We start from the raw sequence: 16,141 nt of genomic DNA, 5'->3' as shown, positions 1-16,141 counted from the left end.
TCAACCACCCCGGCACACCACCCGTCCGGGGGACGCCGTGCGCCCCGAGCCCCGGACCAAGGCCCCTGCGCCGGGCGCCGGCGGCCACGGGCGCACCCGCCCGGAGGCGGTCGGTGTGCCCCGCCGAGGGACACACCGACCGCCTCTGAGCGCCTCACGAGAGTCGCCACACCCGTCCCTGCCGGATCACACACCCGAGGGCGGCGAGTTCGTGGAGGCACCGGAGCACCTCGCCCTCCTCGACTCCCGTTGCGACGGTGATCTGGACGGGCTCCGTCGAGCCGTGGGCGGGCAGCGCCTCCAGGACCCGGAGCGTGGTGGGCTCCAGCAGGTCCGTGAGGCGGGGCGGGGACGCGGCCGGCTCCGGCGCGAGGTCGACGCCGATCCGCCCGATCAGCTCGATGACGTCGGCTGCCGACGTGACGAGCACGGCGCCGTCCCGGATCAGGCGGTGGGTTCCGCTGGAGAGCGCGGAAGTCACCGGGCCGGGACAGGCCATCTGGAAACGCCCCAGCTCTCTGGCGTTGCGTGCGGTCACCGACGCGCCGCTGCGCAGCGCCGCCTCCACCACCACCGTGCCTCGGGTGAGGGCGGCGATGGTGCGGTTGCGCAGCACGAAGCGGGCTCGGGTGGGGTGGTAGGCGAGCGGCAGCTCGCTGACCACGAGTCCGGCGGAGAGGATGCCGTCCATGAGCGTGGTGTGCGCCCGCGGGTACGGGGTGTCCACGCCGCAGGCGAGCACCGCGACGGTCGGGCCGCCGGCAGCGATCGCCCCCCGGTGGGCGGCCGCGTCGACGCCGTACGCCATGCCGGACACCACCGTCCAGCCCGCCTCGGTCAGTTCGGCCCCGAGTTGGGCGGCGACGTGAGCCCCGTAGTCGGTGCAGGCACGAGCCCCCACGACGGCGACCGAGCGCAGGGCGTGCAGGCGCAGCGAGCCCGTGCCGCGCACCCACAGCCCGAACGGGCGGGCGTCCTGGAGGTCGTCGAGCTGGGTGGGCCACTCGGGGTCACCGGGGATGACGAAACGTCCGTCCAGTTCGCCGCACCGGTCGAGCCCGGCGTCGGCGGGGACTCCGCCCAGCCGGGAACGGTAGGCGGCGGTGCGGGTGTCGTCGGTGTCGGGCAGGGAGCCGCCGTCGGTGAGGATCCGGAGCACCTCGGCGGCGGGCAGCTCTCGCAGGATGCGGCCCATCCGGCTGTCACCGGGTTCGGCGAGGTGGGTGAGGATCGCGCGGGCGCGTCGCTCGTCGCCGCTGTCGTCCGGCGTGTGGGCCGTCATGACCAGCCTCCTGCCGGTAGCCGGCCGCGCAGGACACCGGTGCGCAGGCCGAGGGCGGTTTCGACGTCGTCGCGGTCGGGCCGGTCACCGCCGCGTAGGTCGGCGATGGTCCACGCGACGCGGAGTACGCGGTCCAGTCCGCGGGCGGTGAGCATGCCGCGTTCCATGTCCTGTTCGGCTGGGGCGAGGGCTCCTGCCGCCATGGGGAAGCGGCTGCGCAGCTCGTGGCCGGGCACCTCCGCGTTCGTGCGCCAGGGGGTGTCGCGCAGGCGCTCGATCGCGCGCTGACGGGCCCGGCGTACCCGCTCGGCCACGGTGATCGTGTCCTCGGCCCCGCCTGTGCTGAGCAGGTCGCGGTGGGTCAGCGCGTTCATGGTGACGCGAACGTCGACGCGGTCCATGAGGGGCCCGGAGATGCGGCTGAGGTAGCGGTGTCGCATCACGGGCGTGCAACCGCAGTCCTGGTTCCGCACCGAGAACCGGCCGCAGGGGCAGGGGTTGGCGGCGAGTACGAGTTGGAAGCGGGCCGGCAGGGTGAGGGTGCCGGCGGCCCGGGCGATGGTGACCGTTCCGGACTCCAGGGGCTGGCGCAGGGCGTCCAGGACTCGGGCCGAGAATTCGGGGGCCTCGTCCAGGAAAAGCACCCCACGGTGGGCCAGGCTGACGGCCCCGGGCCGCGGCAGCCCGCTGCCGCCGCCGACCACGGCCGGCATGGTGGTGGAGTGGTGGGGCGCGCAGAACGGCGCTTCGGTGACCAGTGGTTCGCCGGCGGGAAGGGCGCCCGCCACCGAGTGCACCGCGGTGACCTCCAGGGCCTCCGCGGGGGTGAGGGCCGGCAGGATGCCGGGCATGCGTTCGGCCAGCATGGTCTTGCCCGCGCCGGGCGGGCCGAGCAGGAACAGGTTGTGTCCGCCCGCCGCGCAGATCTCGACGGCGCGGCGGGCCTCCGGCTGGCCGGAGACGTCTGCCATGTCCAGGCGCGGCCGGTACAGCCCCTGGCCGTGGCGGGAGAGCATGGCGCCGCTGTGCGCGGTGGACAGCGGATCGCGGACGCCGCTGTCGCCGACGTCGTGGGGCTCGTCCGGGATCGGCTCCCCTCGGAGGACGGCAAGGAGCTGGCGGAGGCTGCGGATCCCGAGCACGGACACGTCGGGGACGAGCGCCGCCTCACCGGCGTTGCGTTCGGGGACGACGACCTGTCGGAAGCCGGCGTCGGCCGCGGCGAGGACCGCCGGCAGCACGCCTCGTACCGGACGGACGCGGCCGTCCAGGGACAGCTCGCCGATCAGCAGGAGGTCGGCCAGGGCGCCCGGGTCCACGCCCTCGCAGGCGGCGAGGACGGCGCAGGCCATCGCGAGGTCGAAGCCGGATCCGCTCTTGGGCACGGCGGCCGGGCTGAGGCCGACTGTGAGGCGGCGTTGCGGCCATTCCTCGCCGCTGTTGACGACGGCGGCGCGGACCCGGTCGCGTGCCTCGTTGAGGGACTTGTCGGGCAGGCCGACGAGGGTGAAGCAGGCAAGGCCGGGTTCGATGTCCGCCTGGACCTCGATGATGACGCCGTCGACGCCGACCAGGGCGACGGACCGGGTGCGGGCGAAGGCCATCTCAGGCCACCCCCTTGAGGTGTTCGACCGTGCAGGCCCCGCGCCGGGGCAGCACCACGGCGAGGAGGTCGATGCGGATGTCGAGGGGCGGGGGTTCGGCGTGGGCCGGGCGCAGCAGGACGGGTGCCCGTTCGTGCAGCCAGCGTTCGGCGAGCAGGCGGAGCCTGCGGGCCTTGGGCGGCGGGATGGCTTCCGTCGGCTGCTGGAACGCTCGGGCCGAACGTGCCTTTACCTCGCAGATGACCAGGGTGCCCGGGCTGCCGGGCCGCTGCCCGGGGTCGTTGGCGACGATGTCGATCTCCCCTTCGGGGCAGCGCCAGTTGCGTTCCACGATCCACATGCCGATGCCGCCGAGGTAACGGACGGCCACTTTCTCCCCGTAGTGGCCCAGCGCCTGATTGGCGTTCACATCAACCACCTCCTGGTTTCACGATGGGGGGTGGCCGGGGCGCGCAACAGCCCCCTGTCTGCCTGTGGAGAAACGACTCTCCACAGGCGGGAAAGGGGACTTGACGTGCGGGGATGCGGGGAGGTGAGCGGTGTGGGTGGGGGCGTGCTGGGCCAGGCTGCCGTTGCCAAGGACCCCGCCCGGGGCGACCGGGAAGGCGGAGCCCGGGCCGCCATCGCCAATGCCCGTGGCGAGACCGCGGTCAGTTCGGGATCGTCTCCCGGCGGCTTCGGGGGCTCAGCGGACGGGGCGCGGTGGGGCGGCGGCGGATCAGCGGAGGGCCTCGGTGAACTGCCGGGCCCGCCGGGTGATCTCGGCCCAGTCGCCGTCGGCGACCGCGTCCGGGGGGACCACGTCGGTGCCGGCGGAGACGGCGAGGGCGCCGTGCGCCAGGAAGTCGGCCGCGTTGCCCGCGTTGACTCCCCCCGAGGGCACGAGCGGCACGCCGGGCAGGGGGCCCCTCAGGTCCTTGAGGTAGCGCGGCCCGAGCAGGTGCGCCGGGAAGATCTTCACTGCGGCGGCACCGAGTTCCCGGGCGGCGATCACCTCGCTGGGTGTGAACGCGCCCATGACGAGCGGCACATGGTGCTCGGCCGCCACTTCCGCCACTTCCGGCCGGATGCCGGGGGTGACGAGGAAGCGGGCCCCGGCATCGACGGCCGCGGCGGCCTGCTCGCCGGTCAGCACGGTGCCCGCTCCGACGAAGCAGCCCGCCGTCGAGGCGGCCCGTCGCAGATGGGTGACGAGGTCGGGGGTGGTGTAGGTCAGCTCGACGCACCGGATGCCGCCGGCGGCGAGCGCCTCGCACAACCGTGCGGCGTCGGGTATGACCGGCGCCCGGACCACCGTGAGTACCCGGTCGGCGGCCATGGCTTGAAGCGCGGCGTTCATGGGGTGGGGACCTCCTCGGTGCCTCGGGCGGTGCGGCGCAGCGCGCGGCCGGGCAGCGCCCCGGTGTGCGCGCCGTCGGCGATGACCGCGGTGCCACCCAGGCAGACGTACGGGATGCCGATCGGTTGGCGTCGGGGCTGGTCGTAGGTGGCGGTGTCGGCCACCGTCTCGGGGTCGAAGAGCACCAGGTCGGCCCGATGTCCCACGCGGATCAGCCCCCGGTCCTTGAGCCTGAGGCGCCTGGCGGGGCGCCCGGTGAGGTGGGCGACGCACTCCTCCAGGCCGAGCACTCCCTGGTCCCGGACGTAGTGGCCGAGGTAGCGGGGGAAGGTTCCCCAGGCACGGGGGTGCGGCTTGGCGCCGACGAGCAGGCCGTCGCTGCCGCCGGTGTGGGCCGGGTGCCGCATGATGGCGCGGACGTTCTCCTCGTGGCCGACGAGTTGCAGGATGGTGGTGCCCAGGTCGTCGTCGAGGAGTTGTTCGCGGTAGATCTCGGCGGCGGGGCGGCCCTCGAGGCGGGCCAGTCCCGCGAGATCGTGGCCGACACGGTGGGCCAGTCGAGGGGAGCGGGTGCCGGAGAGGCGGATCGTCTCCCATTCGACGGGCACGCCGTGGCAGCCGTCGGAGCCGTCCCGCTCCAGGACCTCGCGGATGCGGCGCCAGGTGGGCTCGTCTCGCAGCCGTTCCAGGGTGCGGGTGGGGCCGCCCTCCGTGGCCCAGCTCGGCAGCAGGGCGGCCAGCGTGGTGGAGCCCGCGAGGTAGGGGTAGCTGTCCAGGGTGATGTCGCAGCCGGCGGCGATGGCCGCGTCGAGGAGGGCCAGGAGCTCGCCGGCCCGGCCGGCGTTGACGCCGAAGTTCATGGTGGCGTGGGACAGGTGCAGCGGGCAGCCGGACGCCTGGGAGACCCGGACCATCTCGGCGTACGCCTCCAGTGCGCCGGCCCCGTAGGAGCGGTGGTGGGGCGAGTAGTAGCCGCCCCAGGCGGCGACGGTGCGGCACAGCGCGGTCAGCTCGTCGGTGTCCGCGTACATTCCGGGGGTGTACGTCAGCCCGCTGGACATGCCGACGGCCCCCTCCGCCATGCCCTGGGCCACGAGCCGGCGCTGGTGGTCGAGTTCCTCGGGGCTCGCGGGGCGGGCGTCCCATCCCATGGCGAGCATCCGTACGGAACCCTGCGGTACGAGGTAGCAGGCGTTGACCGCGATGCCGCGGTCCAGCCGGTCGAGGTACTCGCCCACGCCGCGCCAGTCCCAGTCGAGGTGCTCCGGGTCGCCGTTCCACCCGGCGATCTGCTGGCGGATCTGTCCCAGGGTGGTGTCGTCGACCGGGGCGTAGGACAGTCCGTCCTGGCCGAGGACCTCGCAGGTCACGCCCTGCGCGACCTTGGCGAAGTGGTCCGGCTCCAGTAGGAGCCGCAGGTCGGAGTGGGCGTGCATGTCGATGAATCCGGGCGCCAGGACGAGCCCGGTGGCGTCGATGGTCCGGCGGGCGGTGGGGCGGTCCGCCAGTGGATCGGTGTGGATCGCGCTGACCCGCCCGTCACGGACTGCGACGTCGGCGGTGTAGCGCGCCGCTCCGGTGCCGTCGACGACGGTGGCGGACCGGAAGACGAGGTCGGCGGTTCTGGCGCCGACCGGAGTGGGGCCGGGGCGGGGGGCGAGGGCCATCAGAAGAAGGTCCTCACCATGTCGACCACGACGGGGGCGAGGGCCTGGGCGTCGTCGACGACGGGGATGAGGCTCCACTTGTCGAAGGCCGTGCACGGGTGGGACAGGCCCAGCCGGACGATGTCGCCGATGGCGGGCCCGTCGGCGTTCGGCAGTCTCAGGAAGGCGTGCTGGTCGTTGAGCGCGGTCACCCGCGCCCCGGTGAGCGGGTCGTCGGGGGTTTCCTCGCCGCCGCGCCGCGCGCCGCGTACGGCCTGGGGCTCCGGCAGTCCCTCGTCGAACGGGAGGTCCCGCTTGCCCGCGTTGAGCAGCGCCAGCCCTGGTTCCGGGCGGGAGACGACCTGGGCCCAGCCGTGCATGGCGGACCGCAGGGAGTGGTCGCCGGCGCCCCGGGCGAAGGGCGAGATGCCTCGGTAGAAGCCGTCGTCGTGGATCTGGTAGGCGCCGGAGCGCAGCACGACGCGCGTGCCGTCGGTGGCCAGTGGCGCCAGCACCTCGACCACCTGGTCGAAGAAGGCGCTGCCGCCGGCGGTGACGACGGGGTGCGTCGTCTCGTAACGCTCACGGAGTCGGCCGTGCAGTCCGCGGAGGCGGCGCAGGTACGTCTGCACCGCGGCGCGCCGCTCCGCGGACGCGTCGTGGGCCAGGGCGCCCTCGTAGCCGCCGACGCCTGCCAGGGCGAGGGTGGGGGTGGCACGGACGGCCTCGGCGACGGCGAGGGCCTCGTGTTCCGTGCGGCAGCCGGTGCGGCCACCGGCGGCCCCCAGTTCGACGAGGACCTCCACCGGGCGGCGGGCTCCGGCGGCGCGCAGCGCGGCGTCCATCAGTGCCACGGAACGGGGGGAGTCGACCCAGGACAGGAAGGAGAATTCCGGGTCCCGGTCCAGTTCCTGGGCGAGCCACGCGAGCCCGGCGGGGTCGAGCAGCGTGTTGGCGAGTTGGAGGCGTCGGACGCCGAAGGCGCGCGCCACGCGCAGTTGGGGGAGGTTGGCGAGGGTGAGGCCGAAGGCGCCCGCGGCGAGTTGTCGGCGCCACAGTGCCGGCGCCATGGTGGTCTTGCCGTGGGGGGCCAGCAGCACCCCGGCGGCGGCGCACCACGAGGCCATGACGGCGGTGTTGTGCGCCAGCGCGCCGGCGTCGAGCGTGAGCAGGGGGGTGCCGAGTTCGCTCAGGGGCGGGCGCCGGGCGGTGAACTCCGCGACGGTACTCCCCCACGCGCTCGCCGGCACGGCCTTGTGGCGCCAGTCCAGCCGTTCCTCACGCAGGGCGTCGACGGCGGTGTCGTCGATTCCGGTGTCGCCGGCCTGGCTTTGGGGCACTCCCACGCCTCATTTCGTTGCGTATTTTGCAACCATCGTTGCGCATACTGTTGAAGCCGTTCTAGCATCGCGGTCCAGTGAGGGTCAATGCCCCCGAAGACGAGTCGGAGCAGCCCGCATGACACAGGTGCCCACAGGTTCGCCCCTGCCGCCCACGGGGGCCGGGAGACACACGCCCACTCCGCCCGCGGTGTGTCTCGGCGAGTCCATGGCGGTGCTGACCCCGGCGAGCCGGGGCCCACTGGAGCGGGCCGACACCTTCCACCGCACCGCGGGGGGCGCGGAATCCAACGTGGCCCGCGGCCTTGTCGCGCTCGCCGTCCCGGCGGCCTGGATCAGCGCCGTCGGTGACGACGGCTTCGGCCGCCACCTGATCGGTGAGCTGGCGGAGGCCGGCGTGGACACCTCCGCGGTGCTGGTCGACCCGACCCGCCCCACCGGGCTCTACGTCAAGGAGATCGGCGCCGGCGACGGGCACCCCCACGACCTCGGCGCCGGACGCAGCCGGATGCACTACTACCGCGGCGGTTCCGCGGCCTCCGCCCTCGGCCCCGCGCTGCTCGAGCGGCCACGTGCCGCCGCCCTGCTGGGCGGCGCCCGTCTCGTCCACCTCACCGGCATCACGGCCGCCCTCTCCGACAGCTGCCTGGCGCTGCTCCACGAGATCCTGCGGCGCCGCGGACCGGGCCAGGCGGTCAGCTTCGATCTCAACTGGCGCGAGGCGCTGTGGCGACGGCGCGATCCGGGGGTGCTCCGCCCCCTGCTCGACGCCGCCGACCTGGTGCTGCTCGGCGCGGACGAGGCCACCGCCGTCCTGGGCACGGCCGAGCCGGCGGAGCTGCGGGCACTGCTGCCCGGGCCACGCGCCATCGTCGTCAAGAACGACGCACGCGACGCCACCGTCCTGGAGCGCACCGCCGGCGGCGAGGTCGTCACCACGGAGCGGGCGCTGAGCGTGGACGTCATCGAGCCGATCGGCGCGGGCGACGCCTTCGCCGCCGGGTACCTCGCCGGGGAGCTCCGCGGCTACGACGCGCGACGCCGACTGCGCCTCGGACACATCGCCGCCGCCGCGACGCTGGTGGTGCCCGGCGACCACGGCGCCCCGCCTCCCCCGGGCGTCGTCGACGCGCTGCTCGACTGCCCGGGGGACGCGTGGGAACGGACCCGCGTCCGCCCCGACGGCATCAGCTCCCCGGTCCTTGGCAGACTGCGACCATGAGCCAGAGCCTTGCCCGCGCGCTGCGCATCCTCGCCGCCCTCGGCGAGGGCGAACGGTCCCTCGACGAGCTGGCGGCGCAGCACGACGTGCACAAGACGACGGTGCTGCGTCTGCTGCGCACCCTGGAGGAGGAGCGCTTCGTCTACCGGGACGGCCGGCACCGCTACCACCTGGGCGCCCAGTTGTTCGCCCTGTCGAGTCGCGCCCTGGAGCAGCGCGGCATCCGTGCCACCGCAGCGCCGCACCTGGCGGAGCTGAACCAGTCGACCGGGCAGACCGTGCACCTGGCGACCTACGAAGGCGGCGAGGTGGTCTACGTGGACAAGTACGACTCGCGGCACCCCGTCCGGATGTACTCGCGGATCGGCCTGCGCGCCAGCCTGCACGGGGCGGCGGTGTCCAAGGTGCTGCTCGGCGGGCTCCCGCCGGAGGAGCTGGAGCGGGTGCTGGCGCGCATCGAGTACCGGCGCACCACGCCCAACACCATCGGCTCCGCGGAGGAGCTGCGTGCCGAGGTGGCGCGTGCGGCGGAGCGGGGCTGGGCCACGGACCACGAGGAGAACGAGCCCTCGATCAACTGCGTCGCCGCGCCCGTCCGGGACGCCAGTGGCGAGATCGTCGCCGCGATATCGATCTCCGTCCCCGACATCGTCCTGAGCTACGAGGAACTGCTGGAGCTGCGGCCACGGCTCCTGGAGACGGCGCGTGCCATCTCCGGCGACGCCGGCTGGCGGCCGGCCTCCGGGGAGGCCGGCCGCACGGGGCACGGCACGCGCTGAGCCCGGGACGCCCCGTCCGCGCCGCGCCCCGCGCCCCGCGCCCCACACGCGGACGCAGCCCCGGGAGTCCGCACCGCGCGCATCCACACGTCACACGCCGCACGCCGGCACCGGACCCACGAACCAGAGGAGAAGGCCATGCCCGATCAGCCCTCCGTCAAGACAGCGGTGCTCACCGAGGGAGCTCCCGCCCCCGCCTGGGTGTTCTCCCAGGGGGTCCGCAAGGGGCCGATCCTTCAGGTGTCGGGGCAGGGGCCGCAGGACCCGGTCAGCGGCGAGTACCTGTACCCCGGTGACGTGCGGGCGCAGACCCGGCGGACGCTGGAGAACGTCAAGGCGGTGCTGGAGGCGGGAGGCGCCGCGGTCGAGGACGTGGTGATGTTCCGGGTGTACCTGACCGAACGCTCCGACTTCGCCGCCATGAACGAGGTCTACGGCGAGTTCGTCACGGCGAACTGCCCCAGCGGGGTCCTGCCCTGCCGCACCACCGTGTTCGTCGAGCTGCCGCACGAGTCCATGCTGGTGGAGATCGACGCGCAGGCCGTGATCGGCTGACCCGGTACACGCGACAGGGCGCCGTCCCCCCGCCCGCGACCGAGCGGGAGGGACGGCGCCCTGTGGCGTGTCCTGCCCGGTCCGCCGCGGTGCGGCGGACCGGGCAGGCCGGGCCGGATCAGGAGGGCAGCTCCAGGTCGGACTTGGTCAGCTCCTCGACGTTCACGTCCTTGAAGGTGAGCACGCGCACCTGCCGGACGAAGCGGGCCGGCCGGTACATGTCCCACACCCAGGCGTCCGCCATGGTGACCTCGAAGAAGACCTCTCCCTGGGCGGAGTGGACGTTCAGCTCGTAGTCGTTCGTCAGGTAGAACCGCCGCTCGGTCTCGATGACGTACTTGAACAGCCCGACGACGTCGCGGTACTCCCGGTAGAGCTTCAGCTCCATCTCGGTCTCGTACTTTTCGAGATCCTCGGCGCTCATTCGTGTCCCCTTGTCGTACCGTACGTCCACCCATTGTGGCGCGTCGGGGACGGACCCGGGACCCGCGGCCGGGGAGCCGTCATCCGAACTGCGCGTACGTCTCCGGCACCTCCAGGTAGTCCCAGTGGCCCACCGGCCACGCGATCACCAGGGCGCGGCCGACCACGTCGTCGACCGGCACGAAGCCGCCGTTCTCGTTCTGGTGGTAGCGGGAGTCCTCGGAGTTGGACCTGTTGTCCCCCATTACCCAGATCGAGCCCTCCGGCACCGTCACGGGGCCGAAGGATCGGTCGCCGCACGGGGTGACACCCGGCTTGAGGTAGGGCTCGTCCAAGGGTTCCCCGTTGACCATCACCGGGCCGGTGCCCTGGCACTCGATGGTGTCGCCGCCGACGCCGATGACCCTCTTGATCAGGTTCTGCTCGTTGGCGTCCGGCATGAGTCCGATGAAGGTGAAGAACCTGACCACCGGGTTGTCGGAGGCGGCCGGCGCGGGGCCGAGCCACTGCCCGGGATCCCGGAACACCACGACCTCGCCGCGCTCCGGCTCGGAGCCGAACCAGGGCGTGAGCTTGTCGACCAGTACCCGGTCCTCGATCTGCAGGGTGTCCTCCATGGAGGCGGAGGGAATCACGAACGCCTGCACCAGAAACGTCTTGATCACCAGGGCGAGCGCGAGGGCGATCACCACCAGGAAGGGCAGTTCCACCCAGAAGGACCGCTGCTTGCGCTTGGGCGCCGCCTCCCCGTCGGAGGTCGCCTCGGCGCCCCCCTCGGGGGCCGGGGCGGCGTCTCCCGGGTGGGCTCCCTGCGGGCCGGCTCCGCCGGAGACCGCGTCCGCACCACCGGCGGCGGTTCCGGGGGCCTGCCCCGCCTCCGGCCAGGCTCCGTCTCCGGCCGCCGCACGCGCGCCCGGGGCCTCCGGCCGGCCGCCGGGGGTGGTGCCACCCTCGCCCTCGCCGGACGAAGCGGCGAAGCCGCCCTGTCCTCCGGTGCCGTCCGGCTCCAGAGGGCCGCCCGACCCGGAACGAGCGCCGATCGCCACGTCGCCCATGCCTCTCCCTTCCCTGCCGGCCCTCACGCCATCAGGGCACGGCGACAGCGTTGCTGATCAACGTCTTCCCGACTGTGCCCCATGTCGATGCCGAAGACGACGGGACACACGGGAGCGCGGTCGCAACGGCAGCGCGAGCGCGGCCCCCGCCAATGGAACAACGAGCGGGGCCGTTCCAGGAACCGGGGCGGCGGAGACAGGTTCCGGCGACGTGCCGCCGGGGGACGGCGGCCCGGAGGCGACGGTGGGGGGCACGGCGTCGAACGTCTCCGGCACGGACAGGCGTTGCCACCGGTCGAAGGGCCACACGGTGACGATGGCGCGGCCGACCACGTCGTCCACCGGCACCGTTCCGTTGCCCTCGTCCTGGAGGTGGAACCGGGAGTCGCTGGAGTCACTGCGGTGGTCGCCCATCACGAAGATGCGCCCCTGCGGCACGGTCACCCGGAACTCGATGTTGGACGGCTCGTCGCCCGGGTAGAGGTAGGTCTCGTCGAGCGCCTGGCCGTTGACGGTGACCCGTCCCTCGCTGTCGCAGCAGGCCACGGTGTCCCCACCGACGCCGATCACCCGCTTGATCAGGTCCTCGCCGTGTTCCGAGGGCATCAGCCCGATGAAGGTCAGGGCCTGCCGCAGCTGCCTGATGACCACGGGCGAGGTGTCCTCCGGCGGGTCCTCCAGCCAGCCGCCCGGATCCCGGAAGACCACGACCTCGCCGCGCTCCGGCTCGGAGCCGAACCACGGGCTGAACTTGTCGACCAGCACCCGGTCACCGATGCCGATGGTCTGCTCCATCGACCCGGAGGGGATGACGAAGGCCTGCACCAGGAAGGTCTTGAGCACCAGGGAGATCAGCACGGCCACGCCCAGCAGGATGGGCAGCTCCCGCAGCAGCGAGCGGCGCCCCTCCCGTCTGGCGGTCCGGCGCAGCACCGCCCGGCCGACGCGGCGCCGCCCCTCCGCGGGAGCGCCCGCGGAGGAACCGGTCCCAGCCGAGGTCGCGGGCGGGGCGATCGTGCCGAGCATCATGGTGTCGTCGGGCGCCGCGCCCTGGGTGCCGGCGCCGGGTCCCTGTGCCGCCGCCCCGTTCGGTGGCCCGCCCGCCTCTGCGCGCACGGCGCCCGTCGCCGGGCGGGGCGGCGCGGTGGCGACGGCCTGACGGGGCTGGGGGCCGGGGGCGCCGGCGGGGCGGGCGTCGTTGGCCGGCGGCCGGGCGGCGGCCCGTCCGCCCGGAGCGGGCTCCTCCGGATGTGTCTCGTCGAAGTCCGGCAGCACGAACTGGAGCGTCCGGGTGTCCGTCACCGACTCGCGTGGCGGCGGGGGGGTGGACGGCGCCCGCTGCTCCTGGCCGTTTCCACGCCCGGCCGGGTCGGTGTCCTGCGCCGTGCGGCGGTTCTCCCACGCGTTGTGCGGACTACCCATGCTCGACGTTCTCCTCCCCGGCAGGCCCGGGCTCGCTGTAGGTGTCGGGCCGTTGGACGCTGGTCCAGCGGCTGACGGGATAGATGATCCACTCGGCCCGGCCGATGACCGCATCGACCGGGACGAAACCGCCCCCCGGGTCCCCCAGATGGTCCCGGGAGTCCCGGGAACTGCTGCGATGGTCCCCCATCACCCAAAGCCTCCCGGCCGGCACGATCACGTCGAAGGGTTGGTTCGACGGCGCGTCGCCGGGGAAGAGCGTCGACGTCTCCTCCAGTGGCGTGCCGTTGACGGTGATGCGCCCCTGGCTGTCGCAGCACACGACGCGATCACCAGGCAGCCCCACGATCCGCTTGACGAAGTCGGTCTCGTCGGCGGTCGAGTAGCCGAGGAACGAACGAAACTCGTCCACCAGTCGTTCCACCGCCCCGGCCTCCTCGGAGGACGTCTCCGGGACGAACGAGCCCCTGCCGTCGAAGACGATGACATCCCCCCTCTGCGGTTCCCGGCCGAAGGCGTACGCCAGTTTGTTGACCAGAATCCGATCCCCGACGAGGAGGGTGTTCTCCATCGAGCCGGAGGGAATGAGGAAGGGTTGGGCCACCACCGCCTGGGTGAGCATCAGCGCGACCACGGCGGACAGGGCGATCAGCAGGGGGCGGGACCAGCCCTGGTACCAGCGCAGAGGTTCGAGCGCGGTCTCGTCGTCCTCCGGTTCGCCGGGGTCCCCGTCGGCGGCGTCGCCGACGGACGCGTCCTCGGACGCGTCACCGTGGCCGTCGCGGCCGGCGGGGGCGGCCGCGGCGCGGGCGGGGGCGGGTTTGCCGGCGGCGGACGGGCTCAGCACGCGGAGCAGCACCGTTTCGGCCGCGTTCTCGGCCGCGTTCTCGGCCGCGGTGTCCGCCTCGGTGGCCGTGCCGGTGCGGTCGGTGGTGTCGACGCCCGTGGGTGCCACGCGGCTCAGCACCACGGTGGCCTCGGCAACCGGCGCCTCCCCGGCCGTCCCCGGGGAGGCGGGGGGCGCGGAGCGCTCGGCGGGGGTCAGCAGAGAGGTTTCCTCGCCCTCCGGCTGCTGCCGGCCGGCGTCGGCGGAGGAGGACTCGGAGAGCCGCGGAAGGGCCATGGTGGCCGTGATGGAGCTCTCCCCCGCCGCCCCGCCCGCGCGGGGGGCGGGCGCGGGCGCCTCCTCGGCATCGGCGGTGGCCTCCGTGGTTCCGGCGGTCGGCGCCGCGGCCTCCCCGGGCTTCGGCCCCTCCTCCCCCGCGGGTGTCGTCCGGGCCGGTTCCGCGGAGGTGGCCGGCACCTCGTCCGCCGTTTCGGGGAGGGCCTGCGGCGCCTCGGCCGGCTCGGGCGCCGCGTCCGGCCGCGCCGTGTCCTGCTGCAGTGCGTCCGGCTGCGCGGTGTCGGGCGGAGCGCCGCCGGGGTCGGCCGCGTCGGGCTTCCCGTTCTCCGCAGCGGTGTCGAGGGGGGCGGCGTCGGCCTCGGCTCGGTCGGCCGCCCGTGGCTCGCCGGGGCGCGGGGCGCGGGGCGACGGGAGGCGCGACCGCCCCACGGTCTCCAGGACCATGGTGGCGGGATCCGCCGCGCTCTCCAGGGCGGTGTCGCCGGCGGTGCCGGCCGTCGGGACGCGTGTGGCCTGTCCCGCCTCCCGGCGGCTCGTGCCGCTCGGGCGGTCCCCACGGTCCGAACGATTCTGCTCCGGCAGGCCGCCGTGGCCGGCCGCGGCCCCGCGGCCGGCCACGGCCGGGGACGGCGCCCCCGCTCCGTCCCCGGACACGGCGACGGGCCGCGGTCCATCGCCCACCGCTGCGGTGGGGGACGGACCGCGGCCCGTTCGCTGCTCGTCTGTCTCCATCAACGTCAGAGCCTAGCCCGACTCGTCGGTTGACCGATCACTCGGATGCGCCATCCGCGCGACCCGCCAGGCGGCTCGGTGGCCGCATCGTGAAGGGCGCGCGAAGGGGGTTCAGCGCGCGGCGCGACCCGACTCGTCGCGCTTCTCCTTGATCTTCGCGGCCTTGCCGCGCAGGTCACGCAGGTAGTACAGCTTGGCGCGACGGACCGCACCGCGGGTGACGACCTCGATCTTCTCCACGATCGGGGTGTGCACCGGGAAGGTGCGCTCGACGCCGACACCGAAGCTGACCTTGCGGACGGTGAAGGTCTCGCGCACGCCGGCGCCCTGGCGGCGGATGACCACGCCCTGGAAGATCTGGACGCGGGAGCGGTTGCCCTCGACGACCCGCACGTGCACCTTCAGGGTGTCGCCGGGGCGGAAGGCCGGGATGTCGGACCGCAGCGAGGCGGAGTCGACGACGTCAAGCAGGTTCATGACCGCTGCTCTCCTCGCGGGCGCCACGGGTCGCCCACGGAAATGGGTGGTTTGGTTCGACCGCGCTGCCGGCACCCCGGTCGGCTGGTGTTCCCCCCGTGGCAGGGGCACCGGCCGCCGCGACGGCCCTTTCCGTCGACGCCCGCGGGCGTGGGGCGCACGAGGGCGCACCCGCGGGGTGATGGTGGTGGGGCCGTCCGCGCCGGGTGTCGGTGGCGCCCGGTCCGGCTCCCCCGCTGGGGGCTGTCTCGGGTGCCGTCGTTCCGACGGGCAGCAGCGGCCTATTCTTCCACACCGTCCGAGGTGGGCGTGAACCGGCCGTCCCGCTCGTGCCAGCCGAGCTCGGCGAGGACCTCGCGGTCCCGGCGGTCCAGTTCCTCCGGGCGGAAGGCGGCGACGAGGTCGGGGCGGTGGGCGGCGGTGCGGCGCAGCGCCTCGTCGCGCCGCCAGCGGGCGATCTTCCCGTGGTGTCCGCTCAGCAGCACCTCGGGGACTTCGCGGTCCCGCCAGCGCGCGGGCTTGGTGTAGACGGGGCCCTCCAGGAGCTTCTCCATGCGGCCGGCGGCGAAGGAGTCGTCGCGGGCGGACTCCACGTTGCCGAGCACGCCGGGCAGCAGCCGGGCGATCGCCTCCACCATCACCAGCACGGCCACCTCCCCGCCGGCGAGCACGTAGTCGCCGATGGAGAGCTCGTGGACGGGCATGCGGGTGGCGGCGTCGTCGATGACCCGGCGGTCGATGCCCTCGTAGCGGGCGGGGGCGAAGACCAGCCAGGGGCGGGCCGCCAGTTCGACGGCCACCGCTTGGGTGAAGGGTCGGCCGCTGGGCGTGGGGACGATCAGGCACGGCCCCTCGGCCGGGGCGCCGTCCGTGCCGGGGACGGTGGCGCCGGGCGGGGCGACGGTGTCCAGGGCGCTGGCCCACGGCTCGGGCTTCATGACCATGCCGGGGCCGCCGCCGTAGGGCGTGTCGTCCACGGTGTGGTGGACGTCGTGGGTCCAGTCGCGCAGCTGGTGCAGGCGCACGTCGAGGATGCCCTTCTCGCGCGCCTTGCCGACCAGGGAGACGTCCAGCGGCTCCAGGTACTCGGGGAAGATGGTGATGACGTCGATGCGCACGTGCGCTGTTCTCCTCCGCCGGCC

Annotated in this window: 15 protein-coding genes; 3 read left to right on the top strand and 12 right to left on the bottom strand. The window is 74.0% G+C overall.

Annotated elements, in window-relative coordinates:
• Positions 1-154 precede the first annotated feature (154 nt).
• The 6 genes from dprA to FHU37_RS26960 form a co-directional block, all read right to left on the bottom strand.
• Complete coding sequence (dprA, locus tag FHU37_RS26985) at positions 155-1,282, bottom strand: DNA-processing protein DprA (RefSeq protein WP_179817236.1); 1,128 nt, start codon at positions 1,280-1,282, stop codon at positions 155-157.
• The gene (locus tag FHU37_RS26980; protein ID WP_179817235.1) at positions 1,279-2,886 is read right to left on the bottom strand and encodes a YifB family Mg chelatase-like AAA ATPase; all 1,608 of its coding nucleotides are present in this window, start codon (positions 2,884-2,886) and stop codon (positions 1,279-1,281) included. The genes dprA and FHU37_RS26980 overlap by 4 nt, the downstream gene beginning before the upstream one ends.
• Position 2,887: 1 nt before the next feature.
• Positions 2,888-3,295, bottom strand: a complete 408-nt coding sequence (locus FHU37_RS26975) for a YraN family protein (protein ID WP_179817234.1) — start codon at positions 3,293-3,295, stop codon at positions 2,888-2,890.
• A gap of 309 nt (positions 3,296-3,604) precedes the next feature.
• On the bottom strand, positions 3,605-4,225 hold the full coding sequence (locus FHU37_RS26970) for a bifunctional 4-hydroxy-2-oxoglutarate aldolase/2-dehydro-3-deoxy-phosphogluconate aldolase (protein WP_179817233.1): 621 nt from the start codon (positions 4,223-4,225) through the stop codon (positions 3,605-3,607).
• Positions 4,222-5,892 (bottom strand): N-acyl-D-amino-acid deacylase family protein, encoded by a 1,671-nt coding sequence (locus FHU37_RS26965; protein WP_179817232.1) that lies wholly within the window; start codon positions 5,890-5,892, stop codon positions 4,222-4,224. The genes FHU37_RS26970 and FHU37_RS26965 overlap by 4 nt, the downstream gene beginning before the upstream one ends.
• Positions 5,892-7,211, bottom strand: a complete 1,320-nt coding sequence (locus FHU37_RS26960) for an amino acid deaminase (RefSeq protein WP_179817231.1) — start codon at positions 7,209-7,211, stop codon at positions 5,892-5,894. The genes FHU37_RS26965 and FHU37_RS26960 overlap by 1 nt, the downstream gene beginning before the upstream one ends.
• Before the next feature lie 118 nt (positions 7,212-7,329).
• On the opposite strand from FHU37_RS26960, the gene FHU37_RS26955 reads away from it, so the two are divergent.
• The 3 genes from FHU37_RS26955 to FHU37_RS26945 all read left to right on the top strand — a co-directional run bounded on the left by FHU37_RS26955 (position 7,330) and on the right by FHU37_RS26945 (position 9,767).
• Positions 7,330-8,433: a sugar kinase gene (locus FHU37_RS26955; RefSeq protein WP_179817230.1), complete on the top strand. Its 1,104-nt coding sequence runs from the start codon at positions 7,330-7,332 to the stop codon at positions 8,431-8,433.
• Entirely contained in the window at positions 8,430-9,212 is a 783-nt protein-coding gene (locus FHU37_RS26950; protein WP_179817229.1) for an IclR family transcriptional regulator, read from the top strand. Before FHU37_RS26955 ends, FHU37_RS26950 begins: the two co-directional genes overlap by 4 nt.
• A gap of 138 nt (positions 9,213-9,350) precedes the next feature.
• Positions 9,351-9,767: a RidA family protein gene (locus tag FHU37_RS26945; RefSeq protein ID WP_179817228.1), complete on the top strand. Its 417-nt coding sequence runs from the start codon at positions 9,351-9,353 to the stop codon at positions 9,765-9,767.
• A 118-nt stretch (positions 9,768-9,885) separates the two neighbouring features.
• Here the strand turns inward: FHU37_RS26945 and FHU37_RS26940 are convergent, their stop codons facing one another.
• The 6 genes from FHU37_RS26940 to trmD form a co-directional block, all read right to left on the bottom strand.
• Positions 9,886-10,191, bottom strand: coding sequence for a DUF2469 domain-containing protein (locus FHU37_RS26940; protein WP_179817227.1), 306 nt, complete (start codon positions 10,189-10,191; stop codon positions 9,886-9,888).
• A 79-nt stretch (positions 10,192-10,270) separates the two neighbouring features.
• Positions 10,271-11,245, bottom strand: coding sequence for a signal peptidase I (gene lepB / locus FHU37_RS26935; protein WP_179817226.1), 975 nt, complete (start codon positions 11,243-11,245; stop codon positions 10,271-10,273).
• 57 nt (positions 11,246-11,302) lie between these two features.
• A complete protein-coding gene (gene lepB, locus FHU37_RS26930; protein ID WP_179817225.1) occupies positions 11,303-12,667 on the bottom strand; it encodes a signal peptidase I in 1,365 nt (454 codons plus the stop codon).
• The gene (gene lepB / locus FHU37_RS28770; RefSeq protein WP_446680305.1) at positions 12,660-13,514 is read right to left on the bottom strand and encodes a signal peptidase I; all 855 of its coding nucleotides are present in this window, start codon (positions 13,512-13,514) and stop codon (positions 12,660-12,662) included. Before lepB (FHU37_RS28770) ends, lepB (FHU37_RS26930) begins: the two co-directional genes overlap by 8 nt.
• Before the next feature lie 1,119 nt (positions 13,515-14,633).
• Entirely contained in the window at positions 14,634-14,999 is a 366-nt protein-coding gene (rplS, locus tag FHU37_RS26920; RefSeq protein ID WP_179817224.1) for a 50S ribosomal protein L19, read from the bottom strand.
• A gap of 281 nt (positions 15,000-15,280) precedes the next feature.
• Positions 15,281-16,117: a tRNA (guanosine(37)-N1)-methyltransferase TrmD gene (gene trmD, locus FHU37_RS26915; RefSeq protein WP_179817223.1), complete on the bottom strand. Its 837-nt coding sequence runs from the start codon at positions 16,115-16,117 to the stop codon at positions 15,281-15,283.
• Positions 16,118-16,141 lie beyond the last annotated feature (24 nt).

The sequence above is a fragment of the Allostreptomyces psammosilenae genome (genome assembly GCF_013407765.1).
Taxonomy (GTDB): domain Bacteria; phylum Actinomycetota; class Actinomycetes; order Streptomycetales; family Streptomycetaceae; genus Allostreptomyces; species Allostreptomyces psammosilenae.
This window is presented reverse-complemented; position numbering and strand designations above follow the sequence as displayed.

What these genes read in the sequence shown, in the direction of transcription:
- dprA (WP_179817236.1), bottom strand. Translation starts at nt 1,282, where the DNA reads ATGACGGCCCACACGCCGGACGACAGCGGCGACGAGCGACGCGCCCGC.
- FHU37_RS26980 (WP_179817235.1), bottom strand. Translation starts at nt 2,886, where the DNA reads ATGGCCTTCGCCCGCACCCGGTCCGTCGCCCTGGTCGGCGTCGACGGC.
- FHU37_RS26970 (WP_179817233.1), bottom strand. Translation starts at nt 4,225, where the DNA reads ATGAACGCCGCGCTTCAAGCCATGGCCGCCGACCGGGTACTCACGGTG.
- FHU37_RS26965 (WP_179817232.1), bottom strand. Translation starts at nt 5,892, where the DNA reads ATGGCCCTCGCCCCCCGCCCCGGCCCCACTCCGGTCGGCGCCAGAACC.
- FHU37_RS26955 (WP_179817230.1), top strand. Translation starts at nt 7,330, where the DNA reads ATGACACAGGTGCCCACAGGTTCGCCCCTGCCGCCCACGGGGGCCGGG.
- FHU37_RS26950 (WP_179817229.1), top strand. Translation starts at nt 8,430, where the DNA reads ATGAGCCAGAGCCTTGCCCGCGCGCTGCGCATCCTCGCCGCCCTCGGC.
- FHU37_RS26945 (WP_179817228.1), top strand. Translation starts at nt 9,351, where the DNA reads ATGCCCGATCAGCCCTCCGTCAAGACAGCGGTGCTCACCGAGGGAGCT.
- FHU37_RS26940 (WP_179817227.1), bottom strand. Translation starts at nt 10,191, where the DNA reads ATGAGCGCCGAGGATCTCGAAAAGTACGAGACCGAGATGGAGCTGAAG.
- lepB (WP_179817226.1), bottom strand. Translation starts at nt 11,245, where the DNA reads ATGGGCGACGTGGCGATCGGCGCTCGTTCCGGGTCGGGCGGCCCTCTG.
- lepB (WP_179817225.1), bottom strand. Translation starts at nt 12,667, where the DNA reads ATGGGTAGTCCGCACAACGCGTGGGAGAACCGCCGCACGGCGCAGGAC.
- rplS (WP_179817224.1), bottom strand. Translation starts at nt 14,999, where the DNA reads ATGAACCTGCTTGACGTCGTCGACTCCGCCTCGCTGCGGTCCGACATC.